At 63.6% G+C, this 26,978-nt stretch carries 25 protein-coding genes; 13 read left to right on the forward strand and 12 right to left on the reverse strand.

The genetic code is table 11. The features are described 5' to 3' along the window. Window positions 1-33: 33 nt before the first annotated feature. The 4 genes from H6P80_RS12920 (at window position 34) to H6P80_RS12935 (ending at window position 5,058) form a co-directional block, all read left to right on the forward strand. Complete coding sequence (locus H6P80_RS12920) at window positions 34-969, forward strand: bifunctional riboflavin kinase/FAD synthetase (RefSeq protein WP_185801769.1); 936 nt, start codon at window positions 34-36, stop codon at window positions 967-969. A 209-nt stretch (window positions 970-1,178) separates the two neighbouring features. Beyond that, window positions 1,179-4,076, forward strand: a complete 2,898-nt coding sequence (ileS, locus tag H6P80_RS12925) for an isoleucine--tRNA ligase (protein WP_185801770.1) — start codon at window positions 1,179-1,181, stop codon at window positions 4,074-4,076. Window positions 4,077-4,127: 51 nt separating this feature from the next. Then, window positions 4,128-4,643 carry a signal peptidase II gene (gene lspA, locus H6P80_RS12930; RefSeq protein ID WP_185801771.1) on the forward strand — a complete coding sequence of 172 codons (516 nt, stop codon included), beginning with the start codon at window positions 4,128-4,130 and terminating at the stop codon, window positions 4,641-4,643. A 1-nt stretch (window position 4,644) separates the two neighbouring features. After that, entirely contained in the window at window positions 4,645-5,058 is a 414-nt protein-coding gene (locus tag H6P80_RS12935) for a DUF3035 domain-containing protein (protein WP_185801772.1), read from the forward strand. Between the two features lie 131 nt (window positions 5,059-5,189). Here the strand turns inward: H6P80_RS12935 and H6P80_RS12940 are convergent, their stop codons facing one another. Further along, window positions 5,190-5,900: a TorF family putative porin gene (locus H6P80_RS12940; protein ID WP_185801773.1), complete on the reverse strand. Its 711-nt coding sequence runs from the start codon at window positions 5,898-5,900 to the stop codon at window positions 5,190-5,192. A gap of 264 nt (window positions 5,901-6,164) precedes the next feature. Between H6P80_RS12940 and H6P80_RS12945 the strand changes: the two genes are divergently transcribed. Beyond that, window positions 6,165-6,512: a hypothetical protein gene (locus tag H6P80_RS12945; RefSeq protein WP_185801774.1), complete on the forward strand. Its 348-nt coding sequence runs from the start codon at window positions 6,165-6,167 to the stop codon at window positions 6,510-6,512. Here H6P80_RS12945 and H6P80_RS12950 read toward each other — a convergent pair. From H6P80_RS12950 to H6P80_RS12965, 4 genes are all read right to left on the reverse strand, one after another. Continuing rightward, a complete protein-coding gene (locus tag H6P80_RS12950) occupies window positions 6,509-7,834 on the reverse strand; it encodes a mechanosensitive ion channel family protein (RefSeq protein WP_185801775.1) in 1,326 nt (441 codons plus the stop codon). The two genes, H6P80_RS12945 and H6P80_RS12950, sit on opposite strands and share 4 nt — an antisense overlap. Next, window positions 7,822-9,069, reverse strand: a complete 1,248-nt coding sequence (gene metC / locus H6P80_RS12955) for a cystathionine beta-lyase (RefSeq protein ID WP_185801776.1) — start codon at window positions 9,067-9,069, stop codon at window positions 7,822-7,824. The genes H6P80_RS12950 and metC overlap by 13 nt, the downstream gene beginning before the upstream one ends. After that, window positions 9,024-9,866, reverse strand: coding sequence for a 3-mercaptopyruvate sulfurtransferase (sseA, locus tag H6P80_RS12960; RefSeq protein ID WP_185801777.1), 843 nt, complete (start codon window positions 9,864-9,866; stop codon window positions 9,024-9,026). The genes metC and sseA overlap by 46 nt, the downstream gene beginning before the upstream one ends. An 89-nt stretch (window positions 9,867-9,955) precedes the next feature. Beyond that, window positions 9,956-11,197, reverse strand: coding sequence for a hypothetical protein (locus H6P80_RS12965; RefSeq protein ID WP_185801778.1), 1,242 nt, complete (start codon window positions 11,195-11,197; stop codon window positions 9,956-9,958). A gap of 123 nt (window positions 11,198-11,320) precedes the next feature. Between H6P80_RS12965 and queF the strand changes: the two genes are divergently transcribed. The 3 genes from queF (at window position 11,321) to H6P80_RS12980 (ending at window position 12,486) form a co-directional block, all read left to right on the forward strand. After that, window positions 11,321-11,767: a preQ(1) synthase gene (gene queF, locus H6P80_RS12970; protein ID WP_185801779.1), complete on the forward strand. Its 447-nt coding sequence runs from the start codon at window positions 11,321-11,323 to the stop codon at window positions 11,765-11,767. 80 nt (window positions 11,768-11,847) lie between these two features. After that, entirely contained in the window at window positions 11,848-12,264 is a 417-nt protein-coding gene (locus tag H6P80_RS12975) for an acyl-CoA thioesterase (protein WP_185801780.1), read from the forward strand. A 63-nt stretch (window positions 12,265-12,327) separates the two neighbouring features. Continuing rightward, entirely contained in the window at window positions 12,328-12,486 is a 159-nt protein-coding gene (locus H6P80_RS12980; protein WP_185801781.1) for a hypothetical protein, read from the forward strand. Between the two features lie 11 nt (window positions 12,487-12,497). Here H6P80_RS12980 and H6P80_RS12985 read toward each other — a convergent pair whose 3' ends face one another. The 4 genes from H6P80_RS12985 to hflK form a co-directional block, all read right to left on the reverse strand. Then, entirely contained in the window at window positions 12,498-14,090 is a 1,593-nt protein-coding gene (locus H6P80_RS12985) for a helicase HerA-like domain-containing protein (RefSeq protein WP_185801782.1), read from the reverse strand. Between the two features lie 115 nt (window positions 14,091-14,205). Continuing rightward, on the reverse strand, window positions 14,206-15,768 hold the full coding sequence (locus H6P80_RS12990; protein ID WP_185802140.1) for a Do family serine endopeptidase: 1,563 nt from the start codon (window positions 15,766-15,768) through the stop codon (window positions 14,206-14,208). Between the two features lie 118 nt (window positions 15,769-15,886). Then, entirely contained in the window at window positions 15,887-16,759 is an 873-nt protein-coding gene (hflC, locus tag H6P80_RS12995) for a protease modulator HflC (protein ID WP_185801783.1), read from the reverse strand. Further along, entirely contained in the window at window positions 16,756-17,889 is a 1,134-nt protein-coding gene (hflK, locus tag H6P80_RS13000) for a protease modulator HflK (RefSeq protein ID WP_235973881.1), read from the reverse strand. The genes hflC and hflK overlap by 4 nt, the downstream gene beginning before the upstream one ends. A 301-nt stretch (window positions 17,890-18,190) precedes the next feature. On the opposite strand from hflK, the gene H6P80_RS13005 reads away from it, so the two are divergent. Both H6P80_RS13005 and H6P80_RS13010 read left to right on the forward strand, forming a co-directional pair. Further along, a complete protein-coding gene (locus H6P80_RS13005; protein WP_235973943.1) occupies window positions 18,191-18,955 on the forward strand; it encodes an Mrp/NBP35 family ATP-binding protein in 765 nt (254 codons plus the stop codon). 34 nt (window positions 18,956-18,989) lie between these two features. Further along, complete coding sequence (locus H6P80_RS13010; RefSeq protein ID WP_185801786.1) at window positions 18,990-19,406, forward strand: CoA-binding protein; 417 nt, start codon at window positions 18,990-18,992, stop codon at window positions 19,404-19,406. Here the strand turns inward: H6P80_RS13010 and H6P80_RS13015 are convergent. Genes H6P80_RS13015 through ubiA form a run of 3 tightly spaced genes read right to left on the reverse strand, consistent with a single transcriptional unit; the run spans window position 19,403 to window position 22,496 of the window. Then, a complete protein-coding gene (locus tag H6P80_RS13015) occupies window positions 19,403-20,182 on the reverse strand; it encodes a 3'(2'),5'-bisphosphate nucleotidase CysQ (protein WP_185801787.1) in 780 nt (259 codons plus the stop codon). The genes H6P80_RS13010 and H6P80_RS13015 overlap by 4 nt on opposite strands. Continuing rightward, window positions 20,175-21,521 (reverse strand): TldD/PmbA family protein, encoded by a 1,347-nt coding sequence (locus tag H6P80_RS13020; protein ID WP_185801788.1) that lies wholly within the window; start codon window positions 21,519-21,521, stop codon window positions 20,175-20,177. The genes H6P80_RS13015 and H6P80_RS13020 overlap by 8 nt, the downstream gene beginning before the upstream one ends. A gap of 57 nt (window positions 21,522-21,578) precedes the next feature. Next, window positions 21,579-22,496: a 4-hydroxybenzoate octaprenyltransferase gene (gene ubiA / locus H6P80_RS13025; RefSeq protein ID WP_185801789.1), complete on the reverse strand. Its 918-nt coding sequence runs from the start codon at window positions 22,494-22,496 to the stop codon at window positions 21,579-21,581. A 106-nt stretch (window positions 22,497-22,602) separates the two neighbouring features. Here ubiA and H6P80_RS13030 point away from each other — a divergent pair, with 106 nt between their 5' ends. From H6P80_RS13030 to H6P80_RS13040, 3 genes are all read left to right on the forward strand, one after another. Further along, window positions 22,603-23,349, forward strand: coding sequence for a 16S rRNA (uracil(1498)-N(3))-methyltransferase (locus H6P80_RS13030; RefSeq protein WP_185801790.1), 747 nt, complete (start codon window positions 22,603-22,605; stop codon window positions 23,347-23,349). 142 nt (window positions 23,350-23,491) lie between these two features. Then, complete coding sequence (locus H6P80_RS13035) at window positions 23,492-25,528, forward strand: proprotein convertase P-domain-containing protein (protein ID WP_185801791.1); 2,037 nt, start codon at window positions 23,492-23,494, stop codon at window positions 25,526-25,528. Window positions 25,529-25,603: 75 nt separating this feature from the next. After that, window positions 25,604-26,977 carry a glutamate--cysteine ligase gene (locus H6P80_RS13040; protein ID WP_185801792.1) on the forward strand — a complete coding sequence of 458 codons (1,374 nt, stop codon included), beginning with the start codon at window positions 25,604-25,606 and terminating at the stop codon, window positions 26,975-26,977. The last annotated feature ends 1 nt before the right edge of the window (window position 26,978 follow it).

The raw sequence follows: 26,978 nt of genomic DNA on the forward strand, positions 1-26,978 counted from the left end.
CCGCACCCTTCGCCCTTTCCTATAGGCTGACCCATGGAACGGCTCTTCCATCGCCACCGCGTGTCCGATGCCCTGCGCGGAGCCGTGATCGCGCTCGGCAATTTCGATGGCTTCCACCGGGGCCACCAGGCGGTCGTCGGCCGCGCCGTCCGCCATGCCGCCGACGAGAAGCGCCCGGTAATCGTCGCCACCTTCGATCCGCATCCGGTGCGCCATTTCCATCCCCATGTGCCGCCCTTCCGCCTGACCAGCCTCGACCAGCGCGAGCGGCTGTTCGCCGAAGCCGGGGCCGATGCGATGATGGTTTTCGAATTCGGCGACGAGTTGGCCAATACGACGGCCGGCGATTTCATCGAGGATATCCTGCTGGATCGCTTCGGCGTCGCCGGGGTCGTTACCGGCAATGATTTCATCTTCGGCAAGGGACGCGAGGGCGATGTCGTGATGCTGGCCGAACAGGCGCAGCGCCACGGCTTCTTCACCGAGATCGCGGCCCCGGTGACCGACGGCGAGGAAATCGTCTCCTCCAGCCGCATCCGCGACGCGCTGAAAGAGGGCGATTGCGAAACCGCGACCCACCTCCTCACCCGGCCCTTCACCATCGAAGGCATTGTCGAGCATGGCGCGAAGAATGGCCGCGCGCTCGGCTATCCCACCGCCAATCTCCGCCTCGGCGCCTATATCCGCCCCCGATACGGCATCTACGCCGTGCGCGGGCGCTTGCCGGGCGGCCGGACGGTGGACGGCGCGGCGAACCTTGGCATCCGCCCCAGCTTCGATCCGCCCGAGGAATTGCTGGAGCCCTATTTCTTCGATTTCTCCGGCGATCTGTACGGCCAGCCTATCGAGGTCGAGCTTGTCAGCTATCTGCGCGGCGAGGAAAAATTCGACGATCTCGACGCGCTGAAAGCCCAGATGGCCAAGGATTGCGAAGAGGCCGAAAGGCGGCTGACCCGGCACCGGCTGTAAAGCCTTCTCCCATGGGGAGAAGGATACGGAGCCTCGCAGGCTTGTCCCGCTAGGCAAAGTTGGATGAGGGGCTATGCCCGCCCGATACGGCAGACCCCCTCACCCAGCTTCACCTGGGCTCGTACCTCGCCAAGGTTCCGCATCCCTCTCCCTATGGGAGAGGGGAATATGGCTAGACGCCCCCGCCCATCCCCCTTACATCGCCCGCAATGTCAGACCAGACCGATTATAGAGACACGGTTTTCCTCCCGAAAACCGACTTCCCGATGAAGGCGGGGCTCGCCAACAAGGAGCCCGGCATCCTTGCCGCGTGGGAGGAAGCGGGGCTCTATGAAAAGCTGCGCGAGGCGCGCGCGGGCCGCGAGAAATTCCTGCTCCATGACGGCCCGCCCTATGCCAATGGCAATATCCATATCGGCCATGCGCTGAACAAGATCCTGAAGGATCTCGTCGTCCGCACGCAAACCCTGCTGGGCAAGGACGTGCCCTATGTGCCGGGCTGGGATTGCCACGGCCTGCCGATCGAATGGAAGATCGAGGAGCAATACCGCAAGAAAAAGCGGAACAAGGACGAGGTGCCTTCCGCCGAGTTCCGCGCCGAATGCCGCGCCTATGCGGCCAATTGGGTCGATGTGCAGCGCGAGGAGTTCAAGCGGCTCGGCGTGATGGGCGAATGGGACAAGCCGTACCTCACCATGGATTTCGACGCCGAGGCGGTGATCGTCGAGGAATTCCTGAAATTCTGCGAGAGCGGACAGGTCTATCGCGGCGCGAAACCGGTGATGTGGTCGCCGGTAGAGAAGACCGCGCTGGCCGAGGCCGAGGTCGAGTATCAGGATATCACCTCGACGCAGATCGACGTGGCGTTCGAGATCACGGAAGCTCCACATGCCTCTGGTCTTGTTGGAAAACATGTTGCGGTGTGGACCACAACTCCTTGGACGATTCCGGTCAATCAGGCTTTGGCCTTCAACCCCGATGCGGATTACGTCGTGCTCAATTGCGTGAACGTGCCGGGGGGCAACATAGATATCATCGTAGCCCGCGAGCTGGTGGGAGAATTCTGCAAACGGTCAGGAATTCCCCGGCCCGTCGAATATGGCGGCGATTACTATCTTGGCGCTGATGGATATGAGGATTGCCCTTACTCTGCCGTAGCTGAACCCACTCATGCATTTCTTGGAGAAAGCGGTTTCGACGAAGGCGGAGACGGATATAGCTTCAAGGGACGAGCCTTTGAGGGAGCCATCGCCCGCCATCCGATGCACCATCTCGGCGGTTTCTACGCCCAGCCCCGCCCCTTCCTGCCCGGCGACTTCGTGACGACCGATGCGGGTACGGGCCTCGTCCATATGGCGCCCGATCATGGCGAGGACGATTTCCTGCTGTGCAAGGCCAACGGCATCGAGCCGGTCTTCGCGGTCGAGGATGACGGCGTGTATCGCGATGACTGGCTTTGGCTGCCGCGCGGCGACGAGCGGATGGGCTCGGTCATCAACAAGACGTTCAACTCGGCCGAGGGGCCGATCTGTTCGGACTTGCGCGAAGCTGGCGGCCTGCTCTCGGCCAGCGACGATTTCCAGCACAGCTATCCGCACAGCTGGCGCTCCAAGGCCAAGGTGATCTTTCGCTGCACGCCGCAATGGTTCGTGCGGATGGATGAGAAACTGGAAAGCGGCAGCACCTTGCGCGAAACCGCGCTTTCCGAGATCGACAAGACTCGCTTCGTCCCCGAGCGCGGCCGCAACCGGTTGCACGCGATGGTCGAGGGGCGGCCCGACTGGGTGCTTTCGCGCCAGCGCGCCTGGGGCGTGCCGATCACCCTCTATGTCGACAAAGACGGCAATTATCTCGACGATCCCGAGGTCAACAAACGCATCGTGGACGCGGTGCGCGAGGGCGGCGCCGATGCCTGGTTCGCCGCCGATCATCAGGCGCTGCTCGGCAATGCGTATAATCTGGACGATTACGAGATCGTCACGGACATTCTCGACGTCTGGTTCGACAGCGGTTCTACCCATGCCTTCGTGCTGGAGAGCGGCAAATGGCCGAACCTCTCCTCGCCCGCCGACCTGTATCTCGAAGGATCGGACCAGCATCGCGGCTGGTTCCAGTCGAGCCTGCTCGAAAGCTGCGGCACGCGCGGCCGCGCGCCCTATCACCAGCTGCTGACCCACGGCATGACGCTCGATTCCAAGGGCCTCAAAATGTCGAAAAGCATCGGCAACACGCTCGATCCGCAAAAGATCATCGACGTCAACGGCGCGGATATCCTGCGGCTCTGGGTGTCGAGCGTCGATTATACCGACGATCACCGGATCGGCGACGAGATCCTGAAAGGCGTGACCGACACCTATCGCAAGCTGCGGAACAGTTTTCGGTATATGCTGGGCGCGCTCGGCGATTTCGACGAGGCCGAACGCGTGGATATGGCCGATATGCCCGAGCTGGAGCGCTATGTGCTGCACCTGCTCGCCGAGCTCGACGCCGAGCTGAAGGAGGCGGTGAACGACTATGCCTTCAACCGCTATGTCCGCGCGCTGACCGATTTCGCGAACGAGGACCTTTCGGCCTTCTTCTTCGATATCCGCAAGGACAGCCTCTATTGCGACGCGCCGTCTGACGCGAAGCGCCGCGCCTATCGCACCGTGCTCGACACGCTGTTCCAGGCGCTCGTGCGCTATGCCGCGCCGGTTCTGTGCTTCACGGCGGAAGAGGTGTGGAAGACGCGCTATCCGTGTGCGGATTCTGTGCATCTGGAGGATTGGCCGGACGTCGATGATAGCTGGCGCGACGAGGCGCTGGGCGGCAAGTGGAATAGGATCCGTTCAGCCCGTGAACAGGTGACGGAAGCTATAGAGCCTTTGCGGCGCGACAAGGTGATCCGGTCCAGCCTCGAGGCCGAAGTCTCCATGCCGAAACTGGACGAGATGGATGCGGATGCCTTTGCGGAGATCTGCATCGTCGCGAACATTCACTATGAAGGCGATGCCATCCTCGTGACCAAGACCGACCGCCACAAATGCGGCCGCTGCTGGCGCCTTCTTCCCGAGGTCGAAGAGGATGGCGGGCTATGCGCACGCTGTTCGGAGGTCGTCAGTGGCTAGCGCGCTTACCCCCGACCTGTGTCAACCAGTGTCAACCGGGGCACGCGCGGCATGAGCGAAAACAGGCGCTTAACGCGCACTACCATGATCGGCTATGTGCTCGCGGCGGCGATCTTCCTGATCGACCAGGTTTCGAAATACTGGATCATCGCGTTGATCCAGCTGCCCCAGCGCGGGCAGATCGAGCTGCTCTCGATCCTCAATTTCACCTGGGTCGAAAATCGCGGCGTTTCGCTGGGCATGCTGACCGCCTCGTCCGATACGCAGCGCTGGCTGCTGGTCGGGCTGACGGGCGCTATCTCGCTGGGCGTGATCGTCTGGATCTGGCGCGAGAAGCGGGTGCAGGATGTGTTCGCGCTCGGCCTCGTGCTCGGCGGCGCGATCGGCAATCTCTCCGATCGCATCCGCTACGGCTATGTCGCCGATTTTATCGATTTGCACTTCGGGGACTTTCAGCCCTTTTTGGTCTTCAATGTCGCGGACGCGGCGATTACCATAGGGGTAGTGATTTTGGTGTTGCGGGCTTTTCTGCTACGCGAAAAACCCGAACCGGTGGAGACAGAGTAATATGCGTAAATTTGCGGTGGCGACGAGCCTGATTGTCATGGGCGCGAGCCTTACGGCATGCGGCGTTTTCAGCGGAAGCCGGGATCGTCCTGACGAATTTCTCGTGTCGCGTTCTGCGCCGCTGGTCATTCCGCCCGATTTCGCGCTGACCCCGCCGCGCCCCGGTGAGCCGGCCGCGCGCGGCGCGGATTCGAGCACCCAGGCGCTGCAGGCGATGTTCGGCGGCCCCGCCCCGCGCAGCGCCTCCGAAAACGCGCTGCTCCAGGCAGCCGATCCCGAAAATGCGCGGCCCGGCATCCGCAGCAATGTCGGCGATCCCGAGACGCAGGCCGTCGATTACGGGCAGACCACGCGCGACATCGTCAACGCGCCGGAGGGGGATGCCCCCGAAGCGACGGTTTCCACGCCGCAATAACGATTTCTTGATGGCCGGGCGCACAAGCGCCGCCCGTCCCTCTTTTCCGGAAAAAGCAGAGCCGACGCAGCGAATAAACGCTGCGCCGGCTCTTCGCGTGACGAAAGGGTAAGTCTACGCGGCGCTGAAAGCTAGAAGCTCACTCCGAGCGTGCCAACGACGGTGCCGTCGGTCAGCGGGCCGTTTACCGCCGTGCTGACATAGGCAACACCGACCGAAAGCATGCCGAACGAAGCTTCGGCACCCAGCGACCAATCGACATAATCGACGTCATTGTCGATCGAGAGGCTGCCATTGGTGTAGCCGATATGGCCGGTCAGCGTGATCGGCGTTTCGGGAATGCCGACGCCGACATCGCCATAGACGTAGATATTGTCGTCGCTGCCGATCGAGTTCTGGCTCGGGTCATACGCAACGCCGGTCGTGATTTCGGCGATACCGATCGAATAGGAAAGCGAACCATAAACTTCCCAATAATCGGCATTGCCGACATTACCGTTCGGATAGAGATAACCGAGCACGCCGACATCGAGCGAAAGGCCCGAAGCGACTTCGCCGGACCAGCCGGCATAAACGTCAAGTTCGGTATGGCCGAACACGGGGCTGTCTTCGATCGAAGAGCCCCAGGTACCGATATAGAAACCGCTTTCATGAGCCACATCGATGCCGCCCTGGATCGCGATATCCTCGTCGGAGAAGGAGATGCCGCGGAAGCGATAATCGGTCACGAGCGCGGCGTTACCGGATACGGAGAAGCCGCCGCCCAGATCGGATTCGGCATGGGCCGGGGCTGCAAACGCCGTAGAGGCTAGCAAGGCAAGGCCGAAAATCGAGGTGCGCATATTCTATTCCTTTGTTTATTGTCCAAATGCTCTGCATTCGCCCCTGCGGCCTCTCGATCTCTGTCTGGTTTCCCACGGATCGGTGAAGCTGTCGAAACATATGATGCCGTTCTTCGCATCTGCACACAATGATGTTTCAAGGATAACTCGATATTCGGCAGAGAATGTTGCTGCGCTGCAACATATGTCTGTGCAACTGCGGAAATTAGCCATTTCTTAGACGCTGCATGCCATCATAACCCAGCATTTGGGAAAGGACCGTTAATGACGGCGCAGAAACGGCAAGGCCTCCGGACGGAAGAACCCGCTCCGATCGAGCAGCTTACCCAGCTGTGCGCCGTATATGCGCTCGTCGCGCAGACGGCGGGGACGGATGCCGCGCCCCTTCCCGCGCCCGACGAAAAGGCCTTGGCTGCGGCCTATCTGCGCGCGCCCGGCATTGCGCGGCGGCGCTTCGAGATGCTCGCGGACGAGACCTCGGCGGTCGCTGGAACCGGCGCCCGCGCGCTGCTCGACCGCAAGGGCGACATCGCCGCACCGGCGGCCGAATTGCTGGATTTCATGCGCGCCAATCTGACCGCGCTTGCCGCGTTCGTCGAAAAACCCGCTTAGGCGTCGTCCTTGGCGGCAGGCGCCGCCGGCGGCGTGGCGAGCACAGCGGAATCCTTGCCCGGCCATTCCTTGATATGCACATCGCGCTGCGGGAACGGGATCGGGATGTTATTCTCCTTGAACTTGTCCCAGACCCGCATCAGCACGTCGGATTTCATGTTGCCGACCCCGCTTTCGGGATCGCGAATCCAGCAGCGGATATCGAAGATTACTGCGGAATCGCCGAATTCCAGCAGCCATACCAGCGGCTTGGGCGAGTTGAGTACTCGCGGCGATTCCTCGGCCGCCTCGCGCATCAATCCCTGCGCCACCCTGATATCGCATTCATAGGAAACGCCGACCTCGATATGCACACGCACATCGCGGCTCGAATAGGACCAGTTGACGACCTCTTCGGTCATCAGGATCTCGTTCGGAATCAGATGTTCCTTGCCATCACGGGTGATGATCGAGACGGCACGGACACCGATCTTGTTGACCCAGCCGAAACTCTCGCCGACTTCGATCACGTCGCCCGGCTTGATAGACCGGTCCATGAGCAGGATGATCCCGGCGATAAGGTTGCCGACCGTCTTCTGCATGCCGAAACCGACGGCCAGGCCCAGCGCACCGCCGAAAAAGGCGAGCGCCGTCAGGTCTATGCCGAGAATATCGATACCCACGAAGAAGGCCGCCACCATCACCGCAACCGTTGCGATCTTCTCGACAAGCAACTTCTGCGCGGGATCGAGGCCACTCGAGCTTTTGATCGAATGGGCGATAATCCGGCGAACGATGCGGACGATCGCGAACAGCGCGAGCGCCGTGACCGCGATGATGAGCACCGTGAGCAGCGAAATCCGGTTATCGCCGATCGTGATGCCGATCCGGTCCAGCACGAAGGAAACCCGGTCGAGGCTGCCCACGGCATTGGTCAGGACCAGCCCGAAGGTGAAAACGCCGCTCGACAGCGCAACCCAGCGGGAAAAATTGACGGCGCGGGCGAAATGCCAGACGAAATAACCGGCGCACAGGCCCCAACCGGCGCCGACGATCAGATCGGTAAAGGTCCACCAGTCCATCGCGAAAAAGGCGATGGCGAGGACGATCGACACGGTGCCGTGGTAGATGAGCTTGACCATGCGCGGGCCGAGGCCTTCCGCACGCTGGCCTGCGACCTTTTCCCATGCACCGCGCAAATGGCGCCCGGCAAGCCAGCTGACGATCCAGCCGATCACCCAGGCAAAGCCCACAATCGCAAAGCCGATCAGTGTGGCAAGCCAATTGAGGTCGTCCGGCAGGGGAATGCCGGCCTGTGTCAAAAAGGCGATTATGTCTTGCATGCCGCCTTCTCGAATCTTTCCAGGCCCTTCGCAAGGTCGGCGATCAGGTCGTCAGCGTCTTCGAGACCGATGCTGAGCCGGATAACGGGCCCCCGCGCCTGCCAGCCCGTCGCCGTGCGATCGGGCCCGGGATCGACCGGAATGGCGAGGCTCTCATAGCCGCCCCAGCTATATCCCATGGCGAACAGTTCCAGGCCGTCGAGCATCGCGGCAACCGCGTCGTCGCCCCCACGATCATCGAGCACGACGGAAAACAGGCCCGCCGAGCCCGAAAAGTCGCGCTTCCAGATTTCATGGCCGGGGCAGCCGGGTAACGCCGGATGAAGGACCCGGGCGACCTGCGGCTGTTCAACCAGCCAGTTCGCAATGCGCAGGCCGCTTTCTTCATGTTGGCGCAGTCGCACGCCCAGCGTCCGGAGCCCACGCAGCGCAAGAAAGGCGTCGTCCGGGGAGATAACCTGCCCCAGCTGCTGCGCGGTGCGGCGCATCGGCATCCATTGCGCCTTCCGCGTCGTCACCGATCCCAACATCAGATCGCTATGCCCGCCGATATATTTGGTGCCGGCGAGAATCGTGACGTCCGCACCCTTCTCGATCCCCTGGAAGAACCAGGATGCCGCCCAGGTGTTGTCGAGCAGGGTGGTAACGCCCCTCTCGCGCGCCGCGGCGCAGATTGCGGGCACATCCTGCACCTCGAAGGTGAGACTGCCCGGGCTTTCCATCAGGATCGCCCGGGTCTTGTCGCAGATCAGCTCCGCAATGCCCTCGCCCACCATCGGATCGAAGTAGTGGGTCTCGACGCCCCAGCGCTTCAGCAAGGTTTCGGCAAAGGAACGCGAGGGATCATAAGCATTGTCGGTAACGAGCAGAACATCGCCCGGCCGCAGCACCGCCAGCAGCGCGCAGGAGATCGCAGCGACACCCGAAGGAAAGAGCATCGTCCCATGCGCACCGGGTTCGAGATCGGTCAGCGCTTCGGCAAGCGCCCATTGGGTGGGCGCCCCGCGGCGTCCGTAGAAGAAGCGGCCATCCTCATTGCCCGATTTCCCGGCGCGAAGGTCGGCTACGCTCCCATAGGTATGCGTGCTCGCGCGCCAGACCGGCGGGTTGATAACCGCACCCGTCCATTCCTTGCGGCGCCCGCCGGTGACGAGGCGGGTCGGCGGCTTCCTGTCAGATCCGCCCCCGGTCACGCGGCTCCGGTCGCCTTGGGTGTTTCGGGATCGACGCCCCATTCGGACCAGCTGCCGTCATAGAGGCCGATATCGATCTTGCCGAGCAGCGATGCGGCAAAGAAGATGCAGGCGGCCGTCACGCCGCCGCCGCAGGTCGTGATCATCGGCTTTTCGAAATCGACCCCGGCCTTGTCGAAGGCAGCACGCAGCTCGTCGCCCTGTTTGTATGTGCCGTCCTCGTTGAACAGCCAGCTATAGGGCAGGTTCAGCGATCCGGGGATATGGCCGGAAACCATGCCTTCGCGAACTTCGGGTTCTTCGCCCGTGAAGCGGCTCGACGAACGCGCATCCACCAGAACCGCTTCCTTGCTGTCGATATTGGCAAGCACGTCGGCTTTCGTCCGGACCGCGCCATCGTCTTTCCAGGCGGTGAAATGCCTGTGGCGTACGTTCGGCTTGCCGCTTTCGGTATCCCGCCCTTCGGCCGTCCATTTCTGCAGGCCGCCATCGAGGATCGCGACATTGTGCGCGCCGAAGATATTGAACATCCACCACGCCCGTGCCGCCGTGCGGATCGGGCTGTTGTCATAGACGACGATGCGGCTGCCATCGCCGAGCCCCAGCGTTTGCATGCGGCTCGCGAATTTCTCCGACGACGGCAGCATCATCGGCCGCGGATCGTCGGTGTCGCGCAATTCGTCGAGATTGAGAAACATCGCGCCCGGAATGTGGGCCGCGTCATATTCGACCGCCGGATCGCGATCGCTGCCCGGCAGGAAGGCGGTCGCATCGACCACGCGCAGATCTTCCCCGCCCAGTTCCCCTGCCAGCCATTCGGTTGAAACGAGCTTGTCCATCGGTGTCGCGATCCTTGCGTTTTTTGTGATTCCTTGGCCTGACTTAGCCTCGGCCCCGATCCTAGTCGAGGCTTTCCACGAGCAGGAACTTAGGCGGCGGCGCGTTTCGGCTCTCCCGCGCGGAGCAGCCGGCAGCCGAGCTTGCCGAACTGCGAAAATCCGCCGTCGAGCCGGAACGGCGCCATTTTTGCAGCAGGCGGATTGCTTTCGCGACCCAGCAGGAGCGTAGCATGATGTTCGTGTAACCGTCCGTCGCTGTCGCGATAACGCGGCATCAGGTCGATGATCGGCACCAGCATCGCCTTGTCGTCTACCCGCAGCGGCCGGATCAGCGATGCGGCGAGCTGGATTTCACCTTCATGGATCGCCCGTTTGTTCACCGGCAACGCATCGAGCGCGACGCAGGGCACACCGGGCTCGACGGGACGCTCCATCGCACCATGATCGGCGCCGCGAATGCCGAGGCAAATGGCAACGTCGCTGACTTCCTCATCGCAGATATTCTCGAGATGGATACGATAAGAGACGATCAACCCCGCCGGCGTGAAGCGGGCGACAAGCGGTTCGAAATCGATCGCGACGCGCGCAGGTTCGTCGGAGGCTGTCTCGGGAGCGGGCGCGGCCTGGACGGGCGCAGCGGGAACCGGAGCGGGACGCGGCGGAATATTGGCCGGTGCAGACGGCTCGGCGACGGGAATGGCGGACCGTTTGGCCTCCTCGGCCTCAAAAGCCGGCTCTTCGTCCTCCACCACATCGCCGCGGCGACGCCCGAAGAGAAACGCCAGCACGGCCACGCCGAGCAGGCCGAGACCCGCAAACAGCCACCAAGGAAGGCCGCCTGATTCGGGGTCCTCGACGGGTGTCGGAATCACTTCGCCAGGGCCCGTTTCAGGAAGCGGCTGTGCCTCTGTCACCGGTGCGTCGATATTCTCAGGCAGCGGCGCGTCGCCATCCTCCACAGTCACCGTTTCGCGCGGCACCGGCGTACGTTCGGCAGTAACCGGCTCGTTTCGTTCGGCAGGTTGCCGCTCGGGAACGGGGTTGGATTCGGGCAGAACGCTGCGCTGGGCTGGCGGAGCGGCATCGCCCTGACGGGCTGGGGGTTGCTGGCGCTCATCGTCGGGGCGGATCAGTCGCGGCGCGGCAATGCCGGGAGCGCGCGGCCCCTGGACATCGGGCTGGGGCGCGGGCGCGCGATTTTCCGGCAGGCTGAAAACCGGCGGCGATGGACGGGGTGGCGGCGCGGTTTCTGCCTCCTGCGCGACGGCGATCGCGGCCGGCGCCATCGCGCCGATCGTCGCTGCCAGCAGAAATGTAACGCGCCGTTTCACCGGCCTATCTCCCTGTTATGTTCCTCGATCCGTTTTCCACCGCCTCAAGCCCCCGCGCGGTTAATCGCGGGTGAACCGGCGGTGGGAATGACACGAACCGGCAAATCGGATAGACGAGCCGCCATGGAAACCAGGCATCTCGGCAAGAGCAGCGCTCTACCGCAATCTCCCGAACAAGCAATGTTGGACTATGTTCCCAACCCGCGTGCGGGGGAGCTGTACTGCGTGCGCTTCGCCGCGCCGGAGTTCACGTCGCTCTGTCCGGTAACCGGACAGCCCGATTTTGCTCATCTCGTCATCGATTATGCGCCTCGCGACACGATTGTCGAGAGCAAGTCGCTGAAGCTCTTTCTCTCAAGCTTCCGCAATCATCAGGCATTCCACGAGGATTGCACGGTGGGGATCGGCAAACGCCTATTCGACGAGATGCAGCCGCAATGGTTGAGGATCGGCGGCTACTGGTATCCACGCGGCGGAATTCCGATCGACGTCTTCTGGCAATCGGGAACGCCACCGGAGGGCCTGTGGCTGCCCGACCAGGGCGTCCCGGCCTATCGCGGGCGCGGTTGATCCTGGTCTCGCGCGGCGTCGCTTTACTGACATCACTGTAAGCTGTATAACATATCCAAGAGTAATCGAGTATCAAACGCGTGACAGACCGCACAACCACCCAACACGACCATCCGATCGACGTTGTCGCCGACGACATCGATTTTATGGGCCATGTGAACAACGCCCATTATCTCCAATGGGTGCAGGACGCCGTTATCGCCCATTGGCAGAAGGTCGCCCCGCCCCAGGCCGTCGCGCAGCATCTCTGGGTCGCGCTCAAGCACGAGATCACCTATCGCAAGCCGGCCTTTCTCGACGATCAGCTGATCGCCTCCGTCGTCGCCGAAAAAGTCCAGGGAGCAAGCGCCTTTTTCGATACCGTCATCAAGCGCGGGGAAGATGTGCTCGCCACGGTGAAATCGCGCTGGTGCTGTCTCGACGCGGAAACGCTGCGCCCCGCGCGTATTGCGGAGGAAATCTCCTCGCTCTTCCTGCCCGCCAAAGCCGGAAACTGATTTCCCCTTCGCTGGACTTGCGTCCCCAATTCGTGCCAGCATTCCTTCAGCGGGGATGATGCCATGAATCCGATGATCGTGATTGCGCTGTTTGGCGGCTTCTTGCTGCTGATGATGCTGAGCGTAATCCTCGCCATCGGCTTCGTTCTTCGCAAGACTGATCGGCTTGGCAACGGGGCGCCAGCCGGAGAACGGCCGGACGAGGACCGCAGCAGCGGCTAGGCCGGCATCACCTAACGGAGCAAGCCGCCCAGAACGCCGCGCACGAAGCGGCCGACGCCCGGAATACCGATAGCATTGCCGATTTCATTCCCGATCGTGCTGCCCGCGGCGCTTGCGGCCGATGCCGTGGGATTGGCCCGGCTCGTGCGCCCGGACATGCGCCGGCCTAGCGCGGAGCCTGCCGAAGCCGCAGCGGCGCCGGCGGCGGCCTTGCCGACCCTGGACCAGAGCGATTTCGTCCGGCGCGGCCGTTCGCGGACAGCCTCTTCGCCTTTTTCGGCAACTTCCTCGGCGGTCGCGGCGGCGTCATCGGCCTTGTGCGCCAGAACTTCGGCTGCCGATTCCCGATCGACACGTTCGCTATAGACGTCGCCGACCGGCGAGGCGGCGATGATCGCGGCGCGCTCACCCGTGGAGATCGGCCCCATCCGCGAATAGGGCGGACGAATCAGCGTTCTCTCGACCGGTGACGGCGCCCCGTCTTCCATCAGCGTCGACACCAAAGCCTCGCCGACCTTGAGCTCGGTGATTGCAGTCTCGACGTCGAGATCCGGATTGATACGGAAGGTTTCGGCGGCCGCCTTGATCGCCCGCTTGTCTCGCGGGGTGAAGGCGCGCAGCGCATGCTGGACGCGGTTGCCAAGCTGTCCCGCGACCTCTTCGGGAATGTCGATCGGGTTCTGGGTGATAAAATAGACGCCGATCCCCTTGGAACGGATCAGGCGGACGACCTGCTCGATCTTGTCCTGCAAAGCTTCGGGTGCATCGTCGAATAAGAGGTGCGCCTCGTCGAAGAAGAAGACGAGCTTGGGTTTGTCGGGATCGCCGACCTCCGGCATCGCCTCGAACAGTTCGCTCATCAGCCAGAGCAGGAAGGTCGCATAGAGCTTGGGGCTCTGCATCAGCTTATCGGACATCAGGACGTTGACGAAGCCGCGGCCGGAGGCGTCGGTCTTGAAGAAATCGTCGATATCCAGCGCCGGTTCGCCGAAAAATTCGGCGGCGCCCTGCCCTTCGAACTGGAGGAGCTTGCGCTGGATTGCGCCGACGCTCGCTCGCGAGACATTGCCATATTGCGCCGACAGTTCCTTCGACGCTTCGGAGACTGCGACCATCATCGCCTGGAGGTCCTCGAGGTCGAGCAGCAAAAGCCCCTCGTCATCGGCGTAGCGGAAGGCGATTTCGAGCACGCCCTGCTGGGCGTCGCTGAGATCCATCAGCCGGCCGAGCAGCAGCGGGCCCATCTCGCTGATCGTGGTGCGGATCGGATGGCCCTTTTCGCCGTAAAGATCCCAGAAGATAGTCGGACTGTCAGCATAGACATAGGGATCGAGCCCTATCTCCGCGGCCCGTTCGACAAGCTTGTCATGATGCTTGAAACTGTCCGAGCCGGGCATCGCAACCCCGGAAAGGTCGCCTTTCACATCGGCGACGAACACCGGGACGCCGGCGTTGGAAAAGCTCTCGCACAGGCCCTGCACGGTCACCGTCTTGCCGGTGCCGGTCGCGCCGGCGATCAGCCCGTGCCGGTTGGCGCGCGCCAGGTTCAGATATTGCTGTGCGCCGCCGCCTAGGCCGAGGAACACGCCCGCCGATTCATCCATGGTGATCGTCCCGTATTGGTTTTCGCCAAAGGATAGACACGCGGGACGGCGATGCAAGCGGCAGCCGGCGATGAGACTGGCAAATCGCCGGCTGCCGCCCGTGAATCTGTTCGGGCTATTCCGCCAGGATATCGACGCCGATATAGCGCGGCGGATTGTTGCCGCGCTGGATCAGCAGGAGGACGGTGGACCGCCCCGCCCGCCGTGCGTTTTCGATAATCCGTACCGCGTCGGAAGGCTGGGCCGTGGCCGACCGGTTGATCGACAGGACCACGTCGCCACGGCGGATGCCCTTTTGCGCGGCATCGCTCGACGGATCGACCTGGCCGACGGCCAAACCGCGCACACTGCTGCGAATGCCCAACTGGCGGGCGATTTCCGGGTTGAGCGACTGGAAGCCTAGGCCGATCAGGTCCATCGTTTCCTGAACGTCTTCGCTATTCTCGTCGTCCTTGTCGGGCGTCGCCGATTGCTCGTCGCCCTGGCCCTGCTGGGCGCGTTCGAGAAGCTCTTCGTCGGTCGGCCGCTCGCCCATCGTCGCGGTCACGCGCACGCGTTCGCCGTCGCGGATCAGCACGATCGGCACCCGTTCCCCAACCGGCAGGTTGGCGACGATGTAGGAAAGCGTCTCGTCCGGCGTGACATCGCGTCCGTTGACGCTGACGATGACATCGCCCTGACGGATGCCCGAGCGTTCGGCGGCCTCGCCGGGCTCGACCCGCGCGACGATTTCCCCGCGATTGTGCGGCAGGCCCAGCGAATCGGCGATATCGTCGGACATCGGCTGGATGGACACGCCGAGATAACCGCGTTGCACGCGTTCGCCGCGCATCAGCGTCTGGACGATCGGCCAGGCTTCATGCGCGGGAATCGCGAAGCCGATGCCGACATTGCCGCCGGTCGGCGAGAAGATCGCGCTGTTGATGCCGACGACATTGCCCTGCAGGTCGAACATCGGGCCACCGGAATTGCCCTGGTTGATCGAGGCATCGGTCTGGATGTAGCGATCATAGGCGCCCAGCTGGCCGATCGAGCGCTGAAGCGCCGAAACGATGCCGGCGGTTACCGTGCCACCGAGACCGAACGGGTTGCCGATCGCGATCACCCAATCGCCGACGCGCAGACTATCCGAATCGCCGAACTGGACAAAGGGAAGGTCCGTGCCGTCGATTTTGAGCACAGCAAGGTCGGACGCCGCATCGCGGCCCACGACCCGCGCTTCATATTCGGTACGATCGGACAGCGTCACGGTGATCGTGTCGACGGCGTCGGTCCCCGGCTGGCCGTTGGCGCCGCGCGCCGAGATGACATGGTTGTTGGTAACGACATAGCCATCGGCCGAGATGATGAAGCCCGAACCCAGCGACGTCGCCTGACGGGTGATCGGCTCGTTGCTGTTCCGGTTGTTCTGCGGGCCGAACTGGCGGAAAAAATCGTCGAACGGGCTGCCGGCAAAGGGATTGCGGCGATTTACCTCGATCGTCTGGGTGGTCGAGATGTTGACGACCGCAGGGGCGAGCCGTTCGGTGAGATCGGCAAAGCTGGATGGCGCCCCGGCAGGCGGCATCACGGTAGGCGCGTTCTGCGCGACTTGCGCGCCGACCGGCTGCTGAATGGCTAGAGTCGCCGCGGCACCCCCGGCGAGCAAGATTCCGGTAATCGCATAAGCGTAACGCACGGCCATAATTCTCCCAATCTTTTCGCTATTTCCGGTTTACGACATTTGTCTGTTAGCTGCGGAATAGCGGCTTAACACACATTGAACATAGCGGGTGAAAGTGCCGTTCGTCGATGAATCAGCGCTGTCCACGGAATTGCCGCAAATATTCGTTGTCGGGCGACATCACGATCGCCGCTTCCCCCCGATCTTCCCCGGGCGGACTATCTACCCCGAAGGTGGTGCGATAGGATTCCATCGCCCGGACAAAGTCGTAGAAGTCGGGATCGCGGCCATAGGCCTCGGCATAAGTCCGCGCCGCCTCGGCGTCGGCCTCGGCGCGGATGATCTGCGCCTGTTTCGCGCCCTGCGCACGGATCGTCAGCGCTTCCTGCCGCCTTGCCGAACGCATCCGTTCATAAGCCGATTCGAGCGGCTGGCCTTCGGGAAGATCCGCGCGCTTGATGCGGACATCGACGATCTCCGCGCCATATTGCCGCGCGGCGAGGTTCAGGCTTTCCTGGATATTGTCCATCACCTGCCCGCGTTCCGGGCTCAGCAAGGCCGCGAAGGGCCGCCGGCCAAGCTCGTTGCGAAGCGCCGAAGCGAGAATCGGGCGCAGCGCTTCGCTGACGCGCTCTTCGGTACGCGCGGAACGGTACATCTGCAGCGGATCGACGATCCGGTAACGGGCGAACGCATCGACCTGCAACCGCAACTGATCGGTCGAAAGCACCTGCTGGCGCTCCATTTCGACATTCTGGATGCGGCGATCGATCCAGACGACCTGCTCCGCGAAGGGAATATGCACCATCAAACCGGCGCTGCCGGATCCGAACTCCACGCCGGGTTCGTAGCGATTGACGATGCGAACCGGCTCGCCGAACCGGACGATCACCGCCTGCCGGGTTTCCGAGACGATCGAGACCGAACTGAACAGCGCGATCAGAATGACGATGGCGAGAACGCCATAGCCGATCGGATTACGGGCGATGCGGGTAAAGACGCTCATTGCGATCCTCCCGTTTCGGCGGCAGGGGCCGCCTGGCGTTGGCGGGATCGGCGCTGGACTTCCGGCAGCGGCAGATAGGGCGTCACGCCGTCGGCCTCGATGATCGTGATGTTCACAGTGGCAAGGACCCGTTCCATCGTTTCATAATACATGCGCCGCCGGGTCACTTCAGGCGCGAGGCGATATTCCTCATACACGCGGGTAAAGGCTGCGGCCTCGCCCTGCGCCCGCGCGGTGAGCTGCTGCGCATAGGCGCCGGCATCGTTGAGATAGGTCTGCGCCGTCTGCTGGGCCGCAGAAACTTCGCGGAACGCTTCTTCCACCGCGCTCGGCGGATCGGCTTCCTCGATCGAAACGCCTTGAACGAGAACGCCCGCGCCGTAACCATCGAGCAGTTCTTGCATCAGTGCCTGGACGCGCTGCTCGGCCTCGGCGCGGCCCGGGCCGATCGCCTCGTCGAGCGTGATGCGCGAAACCACGGCGCGCATCGCGCTTTCGGCGACCTCGCGGATCGTTTCCTCGGGTTCCTTGATCTGGAAGAGGAAATTTTGTGGTTCCTTGATATTCCAGCGGACGAGATAGGTGAGATCGACAATATTTTGGTCGCCGGTCAACACGCGGTTCTCCGCCTCGCCGCCGCCGCCGACTCTGAGTTCGCGGATATTATCGACATCGACCACCTGCACACGGTCTATGGGCCAGGGGAAGGACGGGTTCGCGCCAGGCCCGAACGTGCCCTGATAGCTGCCGAAGCGCGTCAGTACGCCGCGTTCCTGCGGACCGATAAGATGCACGCAGGTGAAAAAGAGCCAAAGCAGTACGACCAGGATAACCGCCCAGAACCAGATTGGCCGGCCGCCGAATTCGGGAATATTGGGGCCGCGGCCGCCGCCACCGCCCCATTGGCTGCGCCCGCGTTTCAGGAGTTCGTCGAGCGCAGTCGGGCCGGATTGGCCGCCTGCGGGCCGTTTGCGCGGCGGCTGGGACCAGGGGTTTTTGGGCCCATCTCCACCACCACCGCCGGAACCATTGCCGTCGGATCCGCCGCTTCCGCGGCCACCCCAGGGGCCGCGGCCCCCGCTCGTCAAGAAGGCGCCAAGTCGCGCGCCCATGCCCGTAAATACGCTCATGGAACTCTTTATAGGAGGCCTTTGCCGGAAAAACAGTGCCATTTGCCGCACATATACCTATTTGGCGGGCATGACCGACATCGCCAAGCAGCTTTCCATCGCCCTCGACAGCGTCCTCGATCCCGTTTCGGGTCAGGGGCTTTTCACGTCGGGCCGCGCCCCCGCCCCCCGTTTCGCCGATGGCATCGTAACCGTCATCATCGACGTGACCGACATCAATGCCGACAAGCGCGCGCTCGTCGAAGCCGATGTGAACCTTGCGCTAAAGGCCATCGAAGGCGTCCAGGATGTCCGCGTGGCCATGACCAGCACGCGGACGACCCGGCGGATCATCGCCGTGGGTTCCGGCAAGGGCGGCGTCGGCAAATCGACGCTGTCGGCGAACCTTGCCGTCTCGCTCGCCCGGCGCGGGATGCGTGTGGGACTGATCGATGCGGACATTTACGGCCCCTCGCAGCCGCGTCTGCTCGGCGCCGAGGGTCGCAAACCGACCGCGACCGACGAGAAGAAGCTGGTACCCGTGCAAACCGAATATGGCATCGGCATGCTTTCGATGGGCCAGCTCGTGAAGCCCGGCCAGGCGATCGCCTGGCGCGGGCCGATGGCCGGCAATGCGCTGGGCCAGCTGATCGACGCCGATTGGGGCGAAACCGAAACGCTGATCGTCGACCTGCCCCCCGGCACCGGTGACGTGCAGCTGACGATGATCCAGAAATACAAGCCCGCCGGCGCCGTGATCGTATCGACGCCACAGGATCTGGCGCTGATCGATGCGCGCCGCGCGATCAACCTGCTTACCGAAGCCGATGTGCCGATCATCGGCTTGGTCGAGAATATGGCCGGCTACCAATGCCCCGAATGCGGAGCAATATCCGATCCTTTCGGCACCGGAGGAGCGGAAGCGGCCGCGCAGGAGCTCGGCTATGATTTCCTCGGCCGGATCCCGCTCGAACTCGGCATCCGCACGGCGTCCGACGAGGGCATTCCCCCCGCTGCATCGGGCGGCCCCGGCGCGGATGCGTTCAACGCCGTGGCGGGGAAACTGACCGACTGGATCGCCCGTTAGCCTTTATGCGTTGGCAAGGGGAAGGAGACTCATCATGCCGCTCGAAACCGACCAAGATATCGCCCAATTGCTGACGGATACGAAGACGATTGCCATGATCGGCGCCTCGGACAAGCCTGACCGCGCCAGCTATCGCGTGATGAAATTCCTGCAGGACAAGGGGTTTCGCGTTTTCCCAGTCAACCCAGGGATTACCGGCGAACATATCCATGGCGAGTTCGTCTGGCGGGAGCTTTCGGAAATCGGCGAACCCATCGATCTCGTCGATATCTTCCGCGACAGCGAGGCCGCGGGCGAAGCCGTCGACCAGGCAATCGCGGCTGGCGCCAAGGCCGTGTGGATGCAGCTCGGCGTGATCAACGAAGCGGCGGCGGAACGGGCCGAGGCCGCGGGCCTCAAGGTCGTGATGGACAAATGCCCGGCGCAGGAAATGCCCCGGCTCGGCCTCTAGCGCACGACCAACGCTTCCGCGCGCGCGCGCAAACGCTCGACCGCCGCGGCATGAATGCCCGGCGTCGTCACGAGAACGCCGAACGCTTCGGCGGCATGGGTGTTGAAGATGAGCGGCGCGCCGAGCGCGTCGGTAACCGTCGCCCCCGCCTCGCTCGCGATCAGCGCCGCCGCGCCGACATCCCATTCATGGCCCCAGCGCAGTGTGGCGAGGATATCCGCCTCGCCCGCCGCGACCATCGCTATCCTGAGCGCAATCGAATTGGGCTGATCGACGCAGATCAGATCGGCATCGGCCTTGGGAACATGGTGCGCGGGCACGCGCGCACCGGTAAGCTGCGTGCGCCCGCTGACGGCAATCGGCTTGCCGTTGCGCGTCGCGCCCTGCCCCGCCGCCGCCAGCCAGCGTTCGCCGCGCGCCGGTGCTTCGAGCACGCCGATCACCGGCTGGCCACCGTCGATCAGCGCAACCGATACGCACCAGCCAGTACGCTCACGGATGAAATCGCGCGTCCCGTCGATCGGATCGACGACCCAGACCCGGGACTTGCCGAGCCGCGCCCCATCGTCGATCGTTTCTTCGGAAAGATAGCCCGCGCCCGGATCGAGCCGGTACAATTCCGCGCGCAGGAAATCGTCGACGAGCAGGTCGACGTCGGACACCGGATGCCCGGGCTCCTTCTCCCAGACATCAAGCTCGCCCTGCCAGCGTTCGCGCGCCTTGCTCGCCGCCTCCGCCGCGACAGCGGCGACGGCACCGGGAGAAATGTCAGGCACCGGCCACCGTCAGGCCTTCGATCCGCACCGTCGGCGCGTTGATGCCATGGATGAACTCAAGGTCATTGGCGGGCACAAGTTCGCGGAACATGTCTTTGAGATTGCCCGCAATCGTGATCTCAGCGACCGGTGCGCCGATCGCGCCATTTTCGATCAGGAACCCCGAAGCGCCGCGGCTATAATCGCCTGTCACCGGATTGACGCCCTGCCCGATCAGCTCGGTCACCAGCACGCCGCGCGTGATATCCGCGATCAACTCGTCGCGTGAGAGCGACCCCGCCTCGAGGTGCAGGTTAGTCGTCCCCGCACCGGGCGGGCCGCCAATGCCGCGCTTGGCATTGCCGGTCGGCTGGAGGCCGAGCTGGCGGGCCGAGGCGCTGTCGAGCAGCCAGCCGGTCAGCATGCCATCGTCGATGATCTTGCGGTCGCTGACGCGCAGCCCTTCGCCGTCGAACGGCCGGGACCGCAAGCCGCGCGTGCGCAGCGGATCATCGAGGATGGTAATCCCCGAGGCGAATATCTGCTCTTCGAGGCTGTCGCGCAGAAAGCTCGTGCCCCGCGTGATCGACGACCCGGTAATCGCGCCGACCAGATGGCCGAGCAGGCCGCCGGAAACGCGCGGATCGAAAACGACCGGTATCGTACCGCTCGGCAGTTTCGCCGGGTTGAGCCGGCCCACCGTGCGCTCGCCCGCCCGCGTGCCGATGCTTTCCGGGCTGTCGAGATCGGCGAGATGACGCGCCGTGCGATAGGCATAATCGCGCTGCATCCCGCTGCCTTCGCCCGCGATCACGCTCGCTGAGCAGCCGTAGCTCGTCGCCTGATATCCGCTGCAAAAACCATGGCTCGTCGCCAGCGCCATGATCGAGCGGCTGGCCGAAGCCCCGCCGCCTTCGGAATTGGTCACGCCTTTGACGGCGCGCGCGGCATCCTCCGCCGCCAGGGCCCGGTCGCGCAGTGCCTGGGGATCGCCCTCGCCGCCATCGTCGATATCGAGCTGCGGCAGTTCACCGCGAAACAGCATCTCCTGCGGAGCCAGCCCCGCATATTGATCCTCGGGCGCTTCGCGCGCCATTGCAGCGGCCCGCTCGACAAGCACCGCGAGCGCATCGTCCGACAGGTCGGAGGAGGAAACGCTGGCGGAGCGCTTGCCGATGAAGAAACGCAGCCCGATCTCCTCGCCCTCCGAACGCTCGACATCTTCAAGTTCGCCAAGGCGGATCTGGACTTCGGTCGATACACCGCCCGAATACAAGGCATCGGACGTGTCGGCCCCGGCCTTTTTGGCGGATTCGACGAGATGGGAGACGCGCTCCTGCGCTTCGGTGACGGTCAGCATGGGGGCGATTTAGGGCCGCGACCGTGGCTTGTCACCCTCGCCCGCTTTTCCGGGCGGTCAAGCGGTGGCGCCCACGACGAAACAGGCGAGCGCGATGAGCAGCCCCGCCTCGCGGTTCGATCGGAACTTGGCGAGCGCATCCTCGCCGTTTTCGGGTTTCAGGGTCACGACCTGCCAGAACAGATGTAAGGCCGCAGGGGCAAGGCCGACGAGCCCCAACCATTGCGGCCGCACCTGCCAGAAGGCGGCACACCACAAAGCGAGCGCCAGCGCATAGCAGATCGCAACGCCGAGCCGCGCGTGGCGGCCGAACCGCCGCGCGGTCGATTTCACACCGGCGAGCACGTCGTCCTCGATATCCTGCAGCGCGTAGATCGTGTCGTAACCGATCACCCAGAAGATCGACCCAGCATAGAGAAACGCCATGGCCGGCGCGAAGTCGCCGGTTATCGCGAACCAGCCGACGAGCGCCCCCCAGCTAAAGACGAGGCCGAGCCAGGCCTGCGGCCACCAGGTGATCCGCTTCATGAACGGGTAAGCGGCGACCAGCGCAAGACTTCCCAACGCCACAAGCTGCGCTTCGAGGCGAAGCTGCAACAGCACGACAAGGCCGATGAGGCTGAGCGCGACCAGCCAGATCCAGGCCGCCTTGCGGCTTACCCGCCCGCTGGCGATCGGCCGCGAACGCGTCCGCGCGACCTTTCGGTCGAGATCGCGGTCGACGATGTCATTATAGACGCAGCCCGCGCCGCGCATCGCGATCGCCCCGAGCAAGAGCCACAACAGAAGGTCCCAGTGCTCCATCGCCCCGCCCGCCAGCGCCACGCTCCACGCGCAGGGCCAGTAGAGCAACCACCAGCCGATCGGTCGGTCGAACCGCGCGAGCAGGCCATAGGGCCGCGCCGCCCCAGGCAGCGCCCGGATCAGCCAGTGCCGCTCGGTATCGGGAAGCGCGGTGTCGACGGTGTGTGTCATCGAACAGCCCATAAACCGTTTGCCCTGAGCTTGTCGAAGGGCTGATTTTTCTTGAAGGAGGGACGAGGCTTCGACAGGCTCAGCCCGAACGGAGATTGACGACACAATGCCCGCTACACCCGCATGGCCCCCCGGCAGCTTGCCGCGCCTGTTTGTCGATACTGCGCTGGAAGAAGAAGGCGAGATCGTCATCGATTCCGCGCAGGCCAATTATCTCGTCCGCGTGCTGCGGCTGAAAGCCGGGGCGCAGGTCAAGCTGTTCGACGACCGGACCGGCGAATGGCTGGCCGAGCTCGCGCATATCGGCAAGCGCGATGCCATATTGCGTGTCGAGGGCCATTTGCGCGCGCGCGAGGAGTCCCCCGATCTCTGGCTGTGCTTCGCGCCGATCAAAAAGGGCCGGATCGACTGGCTTGTCGAAAAGGGCTGCGAGCTTGGCGCACGCCGGATCATGCCGGTGAAGACGCAGCGCACCCAGATCGGCAAGGTCAAACACGACAAGCTCCGCGCCTATTGTATCGAAGCCGCCGAGCAATGCGAACGGACGGCGCTGCCAGAACTGGCGAACATGGTGCCGCTCGACACGATGCTGAAAGACTGGCCTGAAGACCGCACGCTGTTCTACGCGGCCGAGCGCGGCGGCGGGTCTTTCCGCAAGGCGCTGGTCGAAAATGACGGACCGGCGGCTGTGCTCATCGGACCGGAGGGCGGCTTTACCGAAGAAGAGGACGAAGCCATCCGCGCGTTGCGGCAAACCGCGCCGATTTCGCTCGGACCGCGCATCCTGCGCGCCGATACGGCGGCGGTCGCGGCGATCAGCCTGTGGATGGCCGGGCGCGGCGACTGGAATTAGGAATCGCTTAACCATGGCGTCAGCCGGAAACCGCCATTTTGAGCGACTTCCGGGCTAACTCTCTTGGCGGCTTTACAGAATATTTATCGAAAACCCCTATTTTCCCGGCGTTGGAATGCGATGATTTGGGGGGTCTGCGGGGGTGCAGACATATGCGAGCGCGATAAGGGGCCTCGTCAAGGCCTGTTTCTTCGTGCCCCTGCTCTGGGGCGCGCTGCCGGCGCACGCCCAGACGGTCACCAGCTATCCCAATACCACCACGGGAACGATCAACGGCGGCACGACATGCGGCAGCCCGCTCGTCCGCACCTTTTCCGTCGGAACGAGCTTCATCGTCGCCGATGTCGATCTCGGCTTTCTGGCCACCCATAGCTGGCGCGGCGACATCCGCCTGACCCTGCAATCGCCGGCCGGTACGCGTGTCCAGCTCGTCAACGGCAACTCCAACAGTATCTCGGGCGACAATCTCAACGTGCGGCTAAACGACGAAGGCACGCAGGTTGTGAATACCGACGGCAATACCGCCAACCACAGCACGACGGCCCCGCCCTATCAGCATGATTTTCAGCCGAACAACGCGCTTTCCGCGTTCGACGGCCAGAACGCCCAGGGCACCTGGCGGCTCGAGATATGCGATATCTATCCGAGCGCCGACAACGGCACCTTCCAGCGCGCCGACCTCTACCTGACTTCGCTGCCCAGCAACTATGCGGACCTCTCCCTGACCAAGACGGTGAGCAGCAGTTCGCCCGCCAACGGCGCGACCATCAGCTACACCCTGTCGCTGACCAATGCGGGATCCTCGCCCCAGACCGCGACCAATGTCGTGGTGCGCGACATCCTGCCCGCCGGCGCCACCTATACCGGCGCATCGGGTTATGGCAGCTACAACAATGTTTCGGGGAACTGGACACTGCCCTCCATCGCGCCGGGCCAGACGCGCGTCCTGACGATCAGTGCGACCGTCAATGCGAGTGCGGGCGCAACGATCGTCAATTCGGCGGAAGTCTGGAGCTCAAGCCATAGCGATATCGATTCCACCCCGGGCGACGGATCGACCTCCGACGATGACGACGATACCGCGTCGTTCACCGTGTCGGGGTCGCCCGGGCCCGGCACGCCGCCCGCCTTTACCTGCCCCGCCGGCAGCTCGATCTTCGATTGGGATGCCGTAACCTGGACGGCCGGGTCCATGAACAACAGCTACACGATCGCTAATATCGGTACGGTCGGCTTTTCGATCGCCGCACCGTCGGGGGTGTTTCTTAACAACGGCACGTTCGGCGGCCAGACACCGGCCGAATCCTCCTACTACAATGCCGGCCTGTATCCCGGGCAGGACGCGCTCACCTATCTTATCGACCTCGCGACCAGCAGCCAGACGACGGTGACGACCATTACGCTGCAGAACAGCGCCCAGGCGGTTCGCTTCATCGTTTCGGACGTCGACGATGGTGGTACCCAGTTCCGGGACCAGCTGATCGTCACCGGCAGCTACCAGGGCAGCCCGGTCGTGCCGATCCTCACCAACAATGTCGCGAACTGGGTCACCGGCAATATCGCGACCGGCTCCGCGGCCTCGGGCAACACCGTGCAGGATGGCAATGTCATCATCACCTTTCTGAGCCCGGTCGATACGATCGTCATCGATTATGGCGGTGCGCCATCCGGTCCGGCGACGCCGGGGCAACAGGGCATCGGCATCCACGACATCACCTTCTGCAACCCGCTGGCCGATCTCGACGTCACCAAGACCTCGATCGTCTATGACAGCGGCGCGGGCGAGGAATACCATATTCCGGGCCGCGACGTGCTTTATTCGGTCGCCGTGACCAACACCGCGCGCGGAACCGTAACGAACAACAGCCTCTTTCTTCTCGACACGCTGCCGCCGGAGGTCACCTTCTTCAACGGCGACGCCGACGGCGCGGGGCCGGGCACGGCCTCGGTGATCTTCTCCGATGGCGGTTCGGGGTTGACCTGGAATGCGGGAACCGATTTGCGCTTCTCGAACGCCGCATCCCCGCCGGCAAGCTTTGCCGCCTGCACCTATACGCCCGCCGCCGGATACGACCCCAATGTCCGCCATATCTGCCTTAACCCGAAAGGCAGCATGGCCGGCGCCAACGGCGGCGCCACACCGGCCTTCACTCTCAGCTTCCGCGCGCGCATCGAATAGACGGCGCAGTTCGGTTTCACGCGCCCAAACCAAAAATATCTGGCCTAAGCCCGGACCTCCGACTAGAGGCTCCCCATGAGCACGAAGACGGTTTCGAACAGCAACGCGCCTGCCATCGAGAGCCGCGACGACTTGCTTTCCGTCTTCTCGAAAGGCGAAAAGCCTGCCGAAAGCTGGCGGATCGGCACCGAGCACGAGAAATTCGTCTACCGCCGGAGCGACCATCGCGCGCCTTCCTATGACGAACCCGGCGGCATCCGCGACCTGCTGGGCGAGCTGACCCGGTTCGGCTGGGAGCCGGTCGAGGAAAATGGCAAGGTCATCGCCCTTTCGGGGCCGGACGGCACCGTCAGCCTCGAACCCGCAGGCCAGCTCGAACTCTCCGGCGCGCCACTCGACAATCTCCACGAGACCTGCGCCGAGGCAGGCCGGCACCTCAACCAGGTGAAGGAAGTCGGCGACAAGCTCGATCTCGGCTTTCTCGGCCTCGGCATGTGGCCGGACAAGGCCCGGGAAGATCTGCCGATCATGCCCAAGGGCCGCTACGGCATCATGCTCAGCTATATGCCCAAAAAGGGCAATCTCGGCCTCGACATGATGCTGCGAACCTGCACCATCCAGACCAATCTCGACTATGAGAGCGAAGCGGACATGGCGCGCAAGTTCCGCGTCGGCCTCGCGCTCCAGCCGCTCGCCACCGCGCTGTTCGCCAATTCGCCGTTCACCGAGGGCAAGCCCAACGGCTATCTCTCCTATCGCAGCCATATCTGGTCCGACACCGATCCCGATCGCACGGGCATGCTGCCCTTCGTGTTCGAAGACGGCTTCGGTTACGAGCGCTATGCCGATTACGCGCTGAACGTGCCGATGTATTTCGTCTATCGCGACGGCAAATATCTCGATGCCTCGGGGTTGGATTTCAAAGACTTCCTAAACGGTGAGCTTTCGATCCTGTCCGGCGAGAAGCCGACGATCGACGACTGGAACGATCACCTCTCGACGATCTTTCCCGAGGTCCGCCTCAAAAGCTTTCTCGAAATGCGCGGCGCGGACGGCGGACCGTGGAACCGGATCTGCGCCCTCCCCGCCCTCTGGGTCGGGCTGCTCTACGACCGCACGGCGCTCGATTCGGCATGGGATGTCGTGAAGGGGTGGACGCTCGAAGAACGCGAAGCGCTGCGCGACAGCGTGCCGGAGCTCGGCTTCGACGCGCCGATCCCCGGCGGCCGAACGCTGGGCGAGCTCGCCCCGGAAATCCTCGATATCGCGAACGCCGGGCTGAGCGCCCGCGCGCGGCTCAACGGCAGCGGCGACAATGAAAGCGGCTTCCTCGATCCGCTGCGCGAGATCGTGGCCGGCGGCAAGACGCCCGCCGAAAAGCTGCTCGAGCGCTATCACGGTGCCTGGGACGGCGATCTTTCCCATGTCTATGAGGAAGAAAGCTTCTAGC

This window comes from Parasphingopyxis marina (assembly GCF_014237875.1).
GTDB classification, from domain to species: domain Bacteria; phylum Pseudomonadota; class Alphaproteobacteria; order Sphingomonadales; family Sphingomonadaceae; genus Parasphingopyxis; species Parasphingopyxis marina.

Excerpts from the sequence above, each read along its gene's own strand:
- ileS (WP_185801770.1), top strand. The coding sequence starts at position 1,179 with ATGTCAGACCAGACCGATTATAGAGACACGGTTTTCCTCCCGAAAACC.
- H6P80_RS12950 (WP_185801775.1), bottom strand. The coding sequence starts at position 7,834 with ATGCAAGACATAATCGCCTTTTTGACACAGGCCGGCATTCCCCTGCCG.
- hflC (WP_185801783.1), bottom strand. The coding sequence starts at position 16,759 with ATGAGCGTCTTTACCCGCATCGCCCGTAATCCGATCGGCTATGGCGTT.
- hflK (WP_235973881.1), bottom strand. The coding sequence starts at position 17,889 with ATGAGCGTATTTACGGGCATGGGCGCGCGACTTGGCGCCTTCTTGACG.
- metC (WP_185801776.1), bottom strand. The coding sequence starts at position 9,069 with ATGGGGCGTCGATCCCGAAACACCCAAGGCGACCGGAGCCGCGTGACC.
- H6P80_RS12920 (WP_185801769.1), top strand. The coding sequence starts at position 34 with ATGGAACGGCTCTTCCATCGCCACCGCGTGTCCGATGCCCTGCGCGGA.
- sseA (WP_185801777.1), bottom strand. The coding sequence starts at position 9,866 with ATGGACAAGCTCGTTTCAACCGAATGGCTGGCAGGGGAACTGGGCGGG.
- H6P80_RS12985 (WP_185801782.1), bottom strand. The coding sequence starts at position 14,090 with ATGGATGAATCGGCGGGCGTGTTCCTCGGCCTAGGCGGCGGCGCACAG.
- lspA (WP_185801771.1), top strand. The coding sequence starts at position 4,128 with ATGAGCGAAAACAGGCGCTTAACGCGCACTACCATGATCGGCTATGTG.
- H6P80_RS13020 (WP_185801788.1), bottom strand. The coding sequence starts at position 21,521 with ATGCTGACCGTCACCGAAGCGCAGGAGCGCGTCTCCCATCTCGTCGAA.
- H6P80_RS13010 (WP_185801786.1), top strand. The coding sequence starts at position 18,990 with ATGCCGCTCGAAACCGACCAAGATATCGCCCAATTGCTGACGGATACG.
- H6P80_RS12940 (WP_185801773.1), bottom strand. The coding sequence starts at position 5,900 with ATGCGCACCTCGATTTTCGGCCTTGCCTTGCTAGCCTCTACGGCGTTT.
- H6P80_RS12980 (WP_185801781.1), top strand. The coding sequence starts at position 12,328 with ATGAATCCGATGATCGTGATTGCGCTGTTTGGCGGCTTCTTGCTGCTG.
- H6P80_RS12945 (WP_185801774.1), top strand. The coding sequence starts at position 6,165 with ATGACGGCGCAGAAACGGCAAGGCCTCCGGACGGAAGAACCCGCTCCG.
- ubiA (WP_185801789.1), bottom strand. The coding sequence starts at position 22,496 with ATGACACACACCGTCGACACCGCGCTTCCCGATACCGAGCGGCACTGG.
- H6P80_RS13005 (WP_235973943.1), top strand. The coding sequence starts at position 18,191 with ATGACCAGCACGCGGACGACCCGGCGGATCATCGCCGTGGGTTCCGGC.
- H6P80_RS13030 (WP_185801790.1), top strand. The coding sequence starts at position 22,603 with ATGCCCGCTACACCCGCATGGCCCCCCGGCAGCTTGCCGCGCCTGTTT.
- queF (WP_185801779.1), top strand. The coding sequence starts at position 11,321 with ATGGAAACCAGGCATCTCGGCAAGAGCAGCGCTCTACCGCAATCTCCC.
- H6P80_RS12935 (WP_185801772.1), top strand. The coding sequence starts at position 4,645 with ATGCGTAAATTTGCGGTGGCGACGAGCCTGATTGTCATGGGCGCGAGC.
- H6P80_RS13040 (WP_185801792.1), top strand. The coding sequence starts at position 25,604 with ATGAGCACGAAGACGGTTTCGAACAGCAACGCGCCTGCCATCGAGAGC.